Below are 11,698 nucleotides of genomic sequence, written 5' to 3'. Positions count from 1 at the left end.
GCCGGGACTCGCCGTTTTCGGACACGGGCACCGGCGGCATGGGCACGCCCCTCCCGGGCGGGCGGCGGCCTAGAACAGGATGCGGACGCCGGCGCTGACGCCGCGCCCGGCCTGCGGCGCGAGCTCCTTGAGGAACGAGGTGTGCACGCGCGCCTCGCGGTCGAGCAGGTTGCTGCCGTCGAGGAAGAGTTCCACCGCGTTGCCCGACGGCGTGTCCAGGTGCCAGGCGATGTTCGCGTGTACCAGGGTGTAGCCGTCGGTGGCAGTCTCGTGGGCCGCGACGTCGTCCTGGCGCGCGTAGCGCACCGCACCGACCGCCGCGCGCCAGTGGTTGCCGGCCCAGCGCAGGTCGGCACCCGTGCGCGCCGGCGCGATCCGCGGCAGGTTGCCCGAAAGCGCCAGGGTGGCGAGGTGCTCGTGGCTGTGGTGGCCGTGCGGAACGGACAGCGCGACCTCGCGCGTGCCCTGGCCGTCGAGCCTGCCGCGCACGACGTCGCCGAACGCGCGCAGCGTCCAGGCCCCGGCGTCGCTGTCGATGAAGGTCCATTCCGCCTCGAGTTCGCCGCCGCTGAAGCGCGCGTCCGCCTGCGTCCACGCACGCACCGGCAACCCGGCGTCGACAATGCCGGTGTCGGCGAGGTGGATGAAGTCGGCGTAGCGCACGTGGTACAGCGAGGCACCCACGCGCAGCGGGCCGCGGTGCCAGTGCAGGCCGAACTCGGCGCGGTTGGCGGTTTCCACGTCCAGGCCGGCGTCGCCGAGTTCGTGGCTCTGCGTCGCCACGTGCATGCCGCGGGAATACAGCTCTTCGGCCGTGGGCGAGCGCTGCGCGCGGTCCAGGCCGAACGACAGGTGCACGTCGGGCCCGAGGTCCCAGCGCGAGGCCAGCGACGCGCTCGTGGTCCCGAACGCGCGCGACCGGCCGTCGTCGGCGGCGACGTCGATGCGGTTGCGGTCATGGCGCAGGCCCAGCTCGAGGCGGGCCCGGCCGAAGTCGCGTTCGCCGATCCAGAACAGGCCGGCATCACGCGCGTCCGAATCCGGCACGAAGGCCTCGGCCCCGAGCGCGGCGAAGTCGCGCTGCAGCCACTGCAGGCCGAACGCGCCTTCCCAGCCGCCGACAGCGCGGTGCGCCAGTTCCAGACGGCCTTCGAGGGTGGTGTTGTCGAACACCGTGCCGACCGCGTCGCCTTCGTATTCGGTGTGGGTGTAGCGGGTGTGTGCGACGCGTGCGCGCAGGCTCTGGAACGGGCCGACGTCGTCGAGCCCGCCGCGCGCTTCGCTGCGGCGCTGGTCCATCACGATCCGCACGCCGTGCACGCCGCCCGCGTCGCCGTGAGCCTCCTGCCCGTCATGCCCGTGGCCGTCGTCGGGTCCGTGGGCACCGTCGTCGGCGTGGACATGGCCCGGCACCCCATAGCGCGTGTTGAACAGGCTCTGGCCGAAGCCGAGGAAACCGCGGTCGCCGACCCACGACAGTCCAAGGGCGCCGCTGTCGGTCCGCACGAAGCTGTTGGGCAGGGTGCCGTAGGCGTCCGCGTGGTCCTCCGCGCCGCCATGGTCGGCGTCCCCCTGGTCGCCGCGGTGGTCCTGGTCCGGGTGGCCGTGTCCGGCGCGCAGCGCGGCGCTTTCCGCATATCCGGGGATGTCGATGTCACCGGTCTCCCGGTGCAGGGCGTCGACGTGGAACACCAGGTGGCCGGATGCGGAGGTGCCGTCGAGGCGGACCATGCCGGTGCGCGCGTCGTTGACGCTGCCGGCGCGCAGCTCGGCGCGGCCTTCCAGCGGGCGCGACGTCGCCGCCTCGGGAATGCGCCCGTCCACGACGTTCACCGCGCCGCCGATGGCGCCGTTGCCATAGAGCAGGCTGGCGGGGCCCTTCAGCACCTCGATCTGGCTGGCGAGGAACGGCTCGATGCTGACCGCGTGGTCGACGCTGACTGTGGACACATCGCCCGCGGCCAGGCCGTCGCTCAGCACCTGCACGCGCGCGCCCTCGAGGCCGCGGATGATCGGCCGGCCCACGCCGGCGCCGAAGAACGACGACTGCACGCCGGGCAGGCGCGAAACGGTCTCGCCGATCGAGCCGGCCTTCGCCTCGTCCAGGCGCTCGCCCGCGAGCACGGCGACCGGCCGCGCCAGGTCCTCGGCGGTGCGCGCGATCGGGTTGGCGCGCACGGTCAGCGCGTCGAGATCGGTGACGCCGTGGTCGTAGTCGTGGTCGTGGTCGTGGTCGTGGTCGTGGCCGCCGGCATCGGCGACAGGAACATCCTGCGCCGTCACGGGCAGGCTCCACAGGGCGAGCAGGATGGCAGCGGCCAGGGTTCGGGCGGGCAAGGCGCAGGGCGTCGCGCTGGACGGGGCGCAACGGGGGGCCGTGAGTGAAGCGTCGGGGCGGGCTGCGGGGTGGGCTGGCTGTGGCATCGGTCTGGCGTGCGTGGACATTGGTGGAATGTTATATTGTTTCATCTCCGACGCCACCCAACCAACGTCATGGCCTCAACGTGCAAGCTCAAGAGAGCCGACCGGATCGGCTTCGCCGCGTCCTTCCTGTGCGCGCTGCACTGCGCGCTGCTGCCGCTGGTGCTCGCGCTGATGCCGACGCTGGGGCTGTCGGCGGGTGGCTGGGTCGACATCGACCAGGCGGTGACGGTGTTCGCGACCCTGCTGGGCTGCACGACGCTGGCCATCGGCTGGCGGCGGCACCGCGCGTTCCGCGCCTGGATGCTGCTGGTCCCAGGCCTGGCCCTGGTCTGGGTGGGTGCCTTCAGCCCGCTGCATGACCATGGCCCGCTGCACGCCGGACTGATGACCGTCGGCGGCCTGATGATCGCCGGCGCGCACCTGCTCAACCTGCGCCTGACCCACGCCGCGGCGGCCCGCCAGCCGGCGTGAAACCCGCGCCCGTGCTAGGATGCGCGCCCTGTGGCGTGCAAGGGCGCGCCCACCGAACGATACGAATCCAGGAGCAACAGATGGGCAAGGGCGACCGCAAGACGGCCAAGGGCAAGCGCTACAACTCCAGCTACGGCAACGCGCGCAGCAAGGCCACCGAAAAGGCCGCGGGCACGTCCGCCGCGCCGGTCGCGAAGAAGGCCTCGGCCAAGACCGTGTCCAAGGCTCCGGCCAAGAAGGTCGTGGCGAAGAAGACCGCTGCCAAGGACTGACCCCCGTTAAGGGACCCCGCGGCGGCATGCCGCGGACGCAGTCGCAGCGAAGCCCCGCCAGTGCGGGGCTTCGTCGTTTCAGGGCGTACCGGCGCCGGCCTCGATCTCCGCCCAGACGCGCATCAGGTTGCCGCCGAGGATCTTGCGGATGTCCGCGTCGGAATGGCCGCGGGCCTGGAGCCCGGCGACCAGGTTGGGAAAGTCGGCGACGGTGCGCAACCCTTCGGGCAGCTCGCCGTCCACGCCGTCGAAATCCGACCCGATGCCGACGTGGTCCACTCCGATCAGCTTCACCGCATAGTCGATCTGGTCGAGCACGTCGCTCATCGGCGCCTCCACCTTCGGATGGTCGACCGCCCACTGCGCCTCGAAGGCCGTGCGGTCCAGCGCCGGCTCGCCGGCGGCGACACGCTCGGCGCTGCGACGGTCGAAGGCCAGCGACTCGCGGAACCAGTCGCGGGTGTTGGCCGCGGCCTTGGGGTTGACGAAGGCGGTGCCGAAGGGGATCTGCACCACGCCGCCCTTCGACGCGATCAGCTGCGCCAGCTCGTCGCTGAGGTTGCGCTCGAAGTCCGGCGTGAAGTGGCGCAGCGCCGAGTGGCTGGCGATCACCGGCACCCGGCTCAGCGCGACCGCTTGCCGGGTGGCCTCGTCGGAGATGTGCGAGACATCGACCATGATGCCGAGCCGGTTCATCTCCGCGATCACCTCGCGCCCGAACGGGCTCAGCCCGTTCCAGCGCTTCTCCACCGTGTAGGAGGAGTCGGCGATGCGGTTGTTGCCGCTGTGCGCGAGCGTGATGTAGCGCACGCCGCGCTGGTGGAAGAAGGCGAGCTGCGCGAGGTCGTCGCCGATGGGTCCCCCGTTTTCCAGGCCAAGCGGCAGCAGCACGCGACCGCCTTCGAGCAGGCGCCCGGCGTCGCCCGGCGACGTGAGGATGGCGAAGCGGTCGGGATGGCGTGCGGCCAGGGCCTCGACCGCATCGATCTGCGCGTTGGCCGCCTGCCAGGCACCGCCGGCTTCGTCTTGCCGCGCCGAGGTGTAGATCGACATGAAGGCCACGTCCAGACCGCCCTCGCGCGCGCGCGGCCAGTCGAACTCGCGGTCGGGCGCGGCTTCCCCGAGGTCGGCCCAGTTGGACACCAGGACACCCGGCGCGTCGATATGCGTGTCGACGATAAGGGCGTCCCGCGCCAGCGCGCGTGCGGCATCGGTGGCCTGCGCCAGGGCGGCTGCCGGGAGCGCCAGCGAGGCAAGGGCAAGTGCGAGGGCGTGGCGGTGGAGGCGTCGTGGCATCAGGCGGGTCCTCGGGATGGAAGCGGATTGGAGGTAGCGGCGCACACAGCCGCAGCCGGCGCGCAGGGATGGACGGCGAAGGTGGCGCAAGGCGCTGGCGTCGTGGTCATGCAGGCGGTGCACGGTGCACGATCACGCCAGCCGCCGGCCGGCGCAATGCACCGACTCCACCAGCGCGCCGCCAAGCCAGTAGCAGAGCGCCGCGGGCTCGCGCACGCGCCAGCGCACGAAGTCCGCGCGCAGTCCCGCGCGCAACACGCCGCGGTCATCGAGCCCCAGTGCGCGCGCGCCGTGCAGGGTGGCGCCGCGGAGCGCTTCGGCCGGCGTCAGCCGGAAGTGCGTGCAGGCCAGCTGCATCGCCTGCCGCAGCGACATCAGCGGCGAGGTGCCGGGATTGCAGTCGGTGGCGATCGCCATGGCGACGCCGGCGGCACGGAAGGCGTCGATCGGCGGCGGCGTGGTTTCGCGCAGCACGTGGAAGGCGCCCGGCAGCAGCACCGCCACGGTGCCGGCGGCGGCCATCGCCGCGACGCCGCCTGCCGAGGTGTGCTCGACATGGTCGGCCGAGAGCCCGCCGAACTCCGCCACGAGCGCCGCGCCTTCGCCATCGCTCAGCTGGTCGGCATGCAGCTTGACCGGCAGGCCCAGCCCGCGCGCGGTGTCGAACACGCGGCGCGTCTGCGCGGCGCTGAAGCCGATGCGCTCGCAGAAGGCATCGACGGCGTCCACCAGGCCCTCCGCGTGCAGGCGGTGCAGCCAGGCGCAGACCGCATCGATATAGGCGTCGGCATCGCCCGTGTATTCCGGCGGCAGTGCATGCGCGCCCAGGAAGGTGGTGTGGACCGGGATGCCGAGGATTTCGCCCAGCCGCCGGGCCACGCGCAGCATCTTGCGCTCGTTGTCGAAATCCAGCCCGTAGCCCGACTTCAGCTCCAGCGTGGTCACGCCATCGGCGACGAGGGCGCGCGCGCGCGGCAGCGACTGCGCGAGCAGCGCGTCCTCGTCGGCCGCGCGCGTGGCATGCACCGTGGACACGATGCCGCCACCGGCGCGCGCGATCTCTTCGTAACCCGCGCCCGAAAGGCGCTGCTCGAACTCACCGGCGCGGTCGCCGGCAAACACCAGATGCGTGTGGCAATCGACCAAGCCGGGCGTGACCAGGTCGCCGCCGGCGTCTATCACCTCGCGCGCCAGTGCGGCAGGCGCCGCCGGAAGACCGGCCATCGCGCCTGCATACACGATGCGTCCGTCACGCCAGCCCAGTGCGCCGTCCTTGATGAGGCCGTAACCCTCGTCCGTGTCCAGGGTCGCCACTCGTGCGCCGGTCAGGAGGCCATCCCAGCGCTCAGCGACCATCGAGGACCCCGCTGGGAAGGGCCCGGGCAAACAGGGCGTCGGGCGGATGTGGCATGGCGCGGACCTCGTCTGGCGTCGACGCGGTAGCCTATCGCACCCTGCTGCCGGATCGCCCCGCCATGACCGCACGTCCCGCCCGCGATGACGCCGTCCTCGTCCAGCAGGTCGACGGTGGCTGGCGCCTGCCGGGGATCGCGAACCTGCACTCGCACGCCTTCCAGCGCGCCATGGCCGGCCTTGCCGAGCGCCAGACGCATCCCGAGGACTCGTTCTGGACCTGGCGCGACACCATGTACCGCATGGCGGCGCGCTTCGATCCCGACACGCTGCATGCAGTCGCGAGCCAGCTCTACGTGGAAATGCTGGAAGCCGGCTACACCACCGTGTGCGAGTTCCACTACCTGCACCATGCGCCCGACGGACGTGCCTACGACGATCCGGCGGCGATGTCGCGCGCGCTGGTCCAGGCCGCACGCGACACCGGCATCCGCCTGCTCCTGCTGCCGGTGCTGTACATGACCGGTGGCTTCGATGGCCGCCCGCTGGGTGAGCGCCAGAAACGGTTCGGCCATGGCGTGGACACGTACCTGCGGCTGCTTGATGCGCTGCGTGCAGAGGAGGAGGACGGGATGCTTCGCATCGGCTGCGCGCTGCACAGCCTGCGTGCGGTGCCGGCGGACGCCATGCGTGCGGTCCTCGCCGCGCTGCCGGCGGATGCACGCATCCATATCCATGTCGCCGAACAGGTTGGCGAAGTGCAGGACTGCCTCGCCATGCGCGACCTGCGGCCGGTGGAGTGGCTGCTGCAGAACGCGGCCGTCGACGCGCGCTGGACGCTGGTGCACGCCACCCATCTCGACGACCGCGAGCTGGCCGGCATCGCCGCGAGCGGAGCGACGGTCGCCATCTGCCCGACCACCGAGGCGAACCTGGGCGACGGGCTGTTCCGCTTCGGCGACTACCTGGCCGCCGGCGGTGCCTGGGGTATCGGCTCCGACTCGCACATCTCGGTGTCGCCGGTGGAGGAGTTGCGCTGGCTGGAATACGGCCAGCGCCTGCTGCGCCAGCGTCGCAACATCGCGGTGTCGGCCGCGACCCCAAGCGTGGGCGAAGCGCTGCTCCACGGCGCCCTGGCCAGCGCCAGCAACGCCACCGGTTTCGCGGTCGAGGACGACGCGATCGTGCTCGACGCGGGCTCCCCGCTGCTCGCCGGCGCGGGCGCGGCCGACGTGGCAGACCGCTGGATCTTCAGCGGCAACCGCCCGGCCGTGCGCGAGGTGCGCGTGGGCGGGCGACGCGTGGTGGCCGATGGCATGCACGTCGCGCGCGACCTGGTGCTGCCGCGGTACCGGGAGGCCGTCGGCAGGCTGCTGCAGGGAGCGTAGCCGCCACCGCCGCTGCAGGCCGCCCGCGTGGATCAGACGATCGGGGGCGCCACCGCACGCCAAGCATTGGCGATGATCGACGTCACCGTGGAATAGACTTCCTGCAGCACGCGTTCAACCGGATCGGTGAACTCCAGCCGGTAGGAGGCCTTGGCCTCGAGTTGCGCCTTCAACGGTGCGATGTTGTGCGCGTCGGGGATGTTCGACAGTCCCGCCGGGTTGTTGAACTGGATGTGCGTACCCAGCGTGTCGGGCAGCATGTCGAAGATCGGCATCTGCCGCTGCACGAAGCTCGCGAAGTCGCCGTCGATGCTGTAGTGGCGCATCTGCCCCTGGTCGGCGCGGTGGCGCGTCACCACCGGGTCGAGGCCATGCTGGCGCAGCACGTTGTCGTGGATGCCCTGCGCGCTGAAGGTCACCGCGGTGCTGCCGGTGGCCGCGGCCGCGAGCGAGGCCAGTCCGCCGCCCAGCGAGTGGCCGGTGTAGACCACGTTGTCCCCGCCAAAGGCGTTCTCCGCCTGGTGCGCCAGTGCAACGGCGTTGTCGTACTGCCTGGTCTGGAAGCCGGCCGACTGCGCGATCACCGTGCCCACGTCCTCCACGCCGCCGGTGTCGTTCCCGGCGTAGGCGACCACGAAGCGGCCATTGCCGTCCGTATAGACGCCCGCTTCCATGCCGTCGGCATAGAGCAGGCCCGGGTCGATGCCGGCAGCGGCCAGCTCGCCATCACCCATGCGTTGCCAGCCCGGCGCATCGCTGCGCGCATAGACGGCACTGGCAACGTCGGCCATTGCGCCATCGAAGCCCCAGTGCGGCTGCGCGCCGCTGACCGACTGGTCGAAGCCGGCATCGCGCGGTGCGACATGTCCACGTGACGGACCGAGTTCGGCCTGGATCTGCCGGAAGAACTGGTCGGCGGCGCGGAGGGCGTCCTGGATGATCGGCTGCAGCATGGGTGGAAACCTTCTCGTCCTGGGGGCGAAGCGAGTCTCTGGACCCGGGCACCCACGGACAAGCTGGGGGCGGGCCTAGGTGCGACCGCGCTCGCGGATTGACCCAGCATCGGGATTGCCCCATGTGGCGCCCCCCCGTGCCTCTGTGGTCCCGTGGCCGCACCAGGGGGCCACGAACACAGCAGGAAGGGAGATTCCATGAAGACACTGAAGTTGCCGGCAGCCGCGATGCTGCTGGCCGCCACGGCATTGGGCAGCGCGGGCGCCCATGCCGCCAGGGATGACAAGGCGCTGGCGGCCGGGGTCCGGGCGCTCGAACAGGAGCAGGGCGCCGCAATCGCCCTGCAGGCCAGGGAGCGCGCGGCCTATCCGGACTATTTCGAGCAGGCCTACGAGCGCTACCCGTCGCTGCCACGCGGTGTGCTGGAAGCCATCGCCTATGCGGAAACCAACTGGACCCATGTGCAGCCCGATCCGCACGAGGCATCCGGGCACCGCCACATGCCCGCATCGCACGGCGTGATGGGGCTCTATCGTGGCGAGGGCTTCGCCAACCAGGTTGCCGAAGGCGCGAAGCTGCTTGGCGTGAGCGAGCGGCTGGTGATGCTCGATCCGGAAACCAACATCCTGGCGGCCGCCGCGCTGCTGGCGCGCGCGGCGAAGGCCGACGGCCATTCCGGGCGCGTCGACGATGGCGTCGAAGCCATGGCGGGTGCGCTGGCGCGGTATGCCGGCTACGGCAGCGGCGATGGCAACATCCAGGGCTTCGCGCGCCAGAGCTTCGCCTATGAGGTCCTGCAGACCCTGGCGCGGGGCGTGGATGCCGACGGCGTCCGTATCCCGGCGATGCCGGTGGAGATGGCGCGCGCCTTCCCGCGCGAGCGCCTCGCGCTCCTGTCGGCCCCGGCACTGCGCATGGACTACGCGGCGGATGCGGTCACCGCGTTCGACGAACCGGCCGCCCTGGCCACGCCTGCGCGCGCCACTGCCAGGCCCGGCAACATCGGCCGGGCTGCGCTCGATTTCGGCGAGGCGATCTGGAACCCGGCGCACTCGACCAACTACAGCACCGCCGCCAACAGCCGCTCGGCGGTGATCATGCATACCATCGAGGGCAGCTACGCCGGCGGCATTTCCTGGTTCCAGAACCCGACGGCGAACGTCTCCGCGCATTACGTGATCCGGCGCTCGGATGGGCAGGTCACGCAGATGGTGCGCGAACACCACCAGGCCTGGCACGCCGCGTACCACAACAACTACACCATCGGCATCGAACATGACGGACGTGCAGCCGACGCCGGCAACTGGACGGCCGCGATGGTGAACGCGTCAGCGCGCCTCACCCGCAGCATCTGTGCACGCCAGCCGGTCAACTGCGCCTCGGCCTGGCAGGGGCCCGGCTACGACTACTGGCGCGTCGTGCCTGACAACGTGCGCATCAAGGGCCACGGCATGCTGACCAGCAACCAGAACCGGTACGACCCGGGACGGTATTTCCCGTGGGCGAACTTCTACACCCTGATCAACAACGGCGCCCCACCGCCGGCGGCCACGCCGACCTATACGGTCGACACCTGGGCCGCGGCCCCTGGCTTCCCCTCGCCGACCAGCACCGCACAGAGCGGCACCCTGAACCAGGGCACGCACTACGTGTACTGCAAGAGCCTGGGCCGCGAGATCCGCAGTGGTTCCAGCTTCAACCGCTGGTGGCTGAAGACCGACCTCGACGTGGGGCCGGCCAACCAGTTCGTCTCGGCCTACTACCTGTCGCGATGGGGCAACGACGAGGCACGCGACAACGCCGGCTACGACCTGCCGCGCTGCGAAGTGCTGCCGCACGGCGCGATCGCCACCAAGTACTACGCCATGGGTGGCGTGCGCAGCCGTCTGGGCGTGCCCGAGCTCGCCGAAGCCGCCGCGCAGCTGGGTGGCCGCTTCCAGCAGTTCAGGAACGGCATGATCCTGTGGCATTCGCGTACCGGCGCATTCGCGGTGAACGGCAGGATCCTCGACCGGTTCCGCGCCAGCGGCTCGGAAACGCGCTGGGGCTTCGCGCTCATCGACGAGCTCGATGCCGCGGTGTCGCCGGTGTCGGGCCAACGGGGCAAGTTCCAGTACTTCGAGAACGGCTTGTTCCTGTGGTCGCCTGCCACCGACGCGCATCCCGTGCACGGGGCGATCCTGGCGCACTTCGAGAACAACGGTCGCGAAACCGCCTTCGGCTATCCGCTGGCGGCAGAGGAAGCCCACGGCAGCAACGGCCGCAAGCAGCGTTTCGAGCGCCGCACGCTGTTCTGGACCGCCCAGCAGGGCGTCTGGAGCCAGTAAGGTCCCCGCGGTGGCCGGTGCAATGCCGGCCGCCGCTCCTGCGGGAACCGTCCGCAGGCATGATGTCCGGCCACGCAGCGCGGCCGATGAAAATTTCCGCCGGTCACTGCAACCAATCCTTTCGAGACCCGCAGAAAGACATTCGCAACCGGATGGACAGGGAAACGGCGTTCACCGCCATGGTCGAGGACAACCGCGGCGCCCTCGCGCGCCTTGCGCGGCGCTATGCAGGCCCCGACGACTGGCAGGACCTGCTGCAGGAGATGCAGCTGCAGCTCTGGCGGAGCTTCGACAGTTTCGATGGCCGCGCGCAGCGCTCCACCTGGCTGTACCGCGTGGCGCTCAATACCGCACTCAGCCACGTGCGCAAGCCGCGTCGCGAGCACCACGCGCTCGACGACGTCCCCGAGCCGGGTGACGGCGGCCATGCCGGAGATCCACTCGCGGTGCTCGATGCCTTCCTCGCCATGCTCGACCCGGTGCAGCGCAGCATCCTGCTGCTCGATCTTGAAGGCCTGCCGCGCGAGCACGTGGCCGAAGTGCTGGGGCTGAGCGTCAATGCGGTGGCCGTGCGCATGACGCGCCTGCGGCAGCTGTTCGAACAACGTTTCCTGGAGGACTGACGTGGACTGGGACAAGATGCGCAACCAGTGGCGCGACGCCGCGCCCGCGGCACCCCTGATGGCGGTGGACGAGCTGCGGGCGCTCGATGCCTCATTGTGGAAGAAGGTGCGCCGGCGCGACATGGTGGAAACGGTGGCTGCGGTCGTCGTGGTCATCTTCTTCGCACTGACAGCGCTCGGAACCATGGCCGAACGCGAGTGGGTGCAGGCCGGGTTCGCGCTGTTGATCGTCGCGTGGGCCGCGTGGCTGCCGTTCCAGTTGCGCCGCGCGCGCCTTGCAGCCGAGGTGGATGGCCGGGCCGTGTCGATACTGGATCACCTGCGCCGCCAGCGTGACGCGGCGCTGGAGCAGGCACGCATGCTGGAGCGAGTCTGGCTGTGGTACCTGACGCCGCCGGCGACCGGGCTTGTCGGCCTGACCCTTGCGCGCGATGGCGTGACAAAGGGGGCGTTGATCTACATCGCGTCCGCCCTGTTGCTGTATGCCGGCATCGCGTGGCTCAACCGGCGCACGGCGCGGACGCGGTTCCGCGCCCATGCCGACACGCTGCGACGGCAGATCCGCGAGCTCGAACAGGACGCTGGTTGAG

Annotated in this window: 10 protein-coding genes; 6 read left to right on the top strand and 4 right to left on the bottom strand. The window is 70.9% G+C overall.

The annotated features are described in order from the left end of the window. Positions 1–69: 69 nt before the first annotated feature. Positions 70–2,337: a TonB-dependent receptor gene (locus JG616_RS10085; RefSeq protein ID WP_235973077.1), complete on the bottom strand. Its 2,268-nt coding sequence runs from the start codon at positions 2,335–2,337 to the stop codon at positions 70–72. 156 nt (positions 2,338–2,493) lie between these two features. On the opposite strand from JG616_RS10085, the gene JG616_RS10080 reads away from it, so the two are divergent. Together JG616_RS10080 and JG616_RS10075 are read left to right on the top strand one after the other, a co-directional pair. Continuing rightward, positions 2,494–2,895, top strand: a complete 402-nt coding sequence (locus tag JG616_RS10080; RefSeq protein WP_199359866.1) for a MerC domain-containing protein — start codon at positions 2,494–2,496, stop codon at positions 2,893–2,895. A gap of 80 nt (positions 2,896–2,975) precedes the next feature. Continuing rightward, positions 2,976–3,167, top strand: a complete 192-nt coding sequence (locus JG616_RS10075; protein ID WP_199359867.1) for a 30S ribosomal protein THX — start codon at positions 2,976–2,978, stop codon at positions 3,165–3,167. Positions 3,168–3,245: 78 nt separating this feature from the next. On the opposite strand, the gene JG616_RS10070 is transcribed toward JG616_RS10075, so the two are convergent. Next, the gene (locus JG616_RS10070; RefSeq protein ID WP_199359868.1) at positions 3,246–4,463 is read right to left on the bottom strand and encodes a dipeptidase; all 1,218 of its coding nucleotides are present in this window, start codon (positions 4,461–4,463) and stop codon (positions 3,246–3,248) included. Between the two features lie 132 nt (positions 4,464–4,595). After that, positions 4,596–5,819, bottom strand: coding sequence for an imidazolonepropionase (hutI, locus tag JG616_RS10065; protein ID WP_199392476.1), 1,224 nt, complete (start codon positions 5,817–5,819; stop codon positions 4,596–4,598). Positions 5,820–5,938: 119 nt separating this feature from the next. Between hutI and JG616_RS10060 the strand changes: the two genes are divergently transcribed. Then, positions 5,939–7,204, top strand: a complete 1,266-nt coding sequence (locus JG616_RS10060) for a formimidoylglutamate deiminase (protein WP_235973076.1) — start codon at positions 5,939–5,941, stop codon at positions 7,202–7,204. A 32-nt stretch (positions 7,205–7,236) separates the two neighbouring features. On the opposite strand, the gene JG616_RS10055 is transcribed toward JG616_RS10060, so the two are convergent. Beyond that, positions 7,237–8,157: a hypothetical protein gene (locus JG616_RS10055; RefSeq protein WP_199392474.1), complete on the bottom strand. Its 921-nt coding sequence runs from the start codon at positions 8,155–8,157 to the stop codon at positions 7,237–7,239. A gap of 198 nt (positions 8,158–8,355) precedes the next feature. On the opposite strand from JG616_RS10055, the gene JG616_RS10050 reads away from it, so the two are divergent. The 3 genes from JG616_RS10050 to JG616_RS10040 all read left to right on the top strand — a co-directional run bounded on the left by JG616_RS10050 (position 8,356) and on the right by JG616_RS10040 (position 11,697). Next, positions 8,356–10,485 carry an N-acetylmuramoyl-L-alanine amidase gene (locus JG616_RS10050; RefSeq protein ID WP_199359872.1) on the top strand — a complete coding sequence of 710 codons (2,130 nt, stop codon included), beginning with the start codon at positions 8,356–8,358 and terminating at the stop codon, positions 10,483–10,485. Between the two features lie 152 nt (positions 10,486–10,637). Beyond that, positions 10,638–11,108, top strand: a complete 471-nt coding sequence (locus tag JG616_RS10045; RefSeq protein WP_199392473.1) for an RNA polymerase sigma factor — start codon at positions 10,638–10,640, stop codon at positions 11,106–11,108. Between the two features lies 1 nt (position 11,109). Continuing rightward, positions 11,110–11,697, top strand: a complete 588-nt coding sequence (locus tag JG616_RS10040) for a hypothetical protein (RefSeq protein WP_199392472.1) — start codon at positions 11,110–11,112, stop codon at positions 11,695–11,697. Position 11,698: the final 1 nt, after the last annotated feature.

This window comes from Luteimonas sp. MC1895, from assembly GCF_016457215.1.
Lineage (GTDB): Bacteria > Pseudomonadota > Gammaproteobacteria > Xanthomonadales > Xanthomonadaceae > Luteimonas.
The sequence above is the reverse complement of the archived record's forward strand: the minus strand, read 5'-3'. Positions and strand labels throughout refer to the sequence as shown.

Bases quoted from the DNA above. Each gene is read 5' to 3' on its own strand.
- JG616_RS10070 (WP_199359868.1), bottom strand. From the start codon at position 4,463: ATGCCACGACGCCTCCACCGCCACGCCCTCGCACTTGCCCTTGCCTCG.
- JG616_RS10055 (WP_199392474.1), bottom strand. From the start codon at position 8,157: ATGCTGCAGCCGATCATCCAGGACGCCCTCCGCGCCGCCGACCAGTTC.
- JG616_RS10050 (WP_199359872.1), top strand. From the start codon at position 8,356: ATGAAGACACTGAAGTTGCCGGCAGCCGCGATGCTGCTGGCCGCCACG.
- JG616_RS10080 (WP_199359866.1), top strand. From the start codon at position 2,494: ATGGCCTCAACGTGCAAGCTCAAGAGAGCCGACCGGATCGGCTTCGCC.
- hutI (WP_199392476.1), bottom strand. From the start codon at position 5,819: ATGGTCGCTGAGCGCTGGGATGGCCTCCTGACCGGCGCACGAGTGGCG.
- JG616_RS10045 (WP_199392473.1), top strand. From the start codon at position 10,638: ATGGACAGGGAAACGGCGTTCACCGCCATGGTCGAGGACAACCGCGGC.
- JG616_RS10060 (WP_235973076.1), top strand. From the start codon at position 5,939: ATGACCGCACGTCCCGCCCGCGATGACGCCGTCCTCGTCCAGCAGGTC.
- JG616_RS10075 (WP_199359867.1), top strand. From the start codon at position 2,976: ATGGGCAAGGGCGACCGCAAGACGGCCAAGGGCAAGCGCTACAACTCC.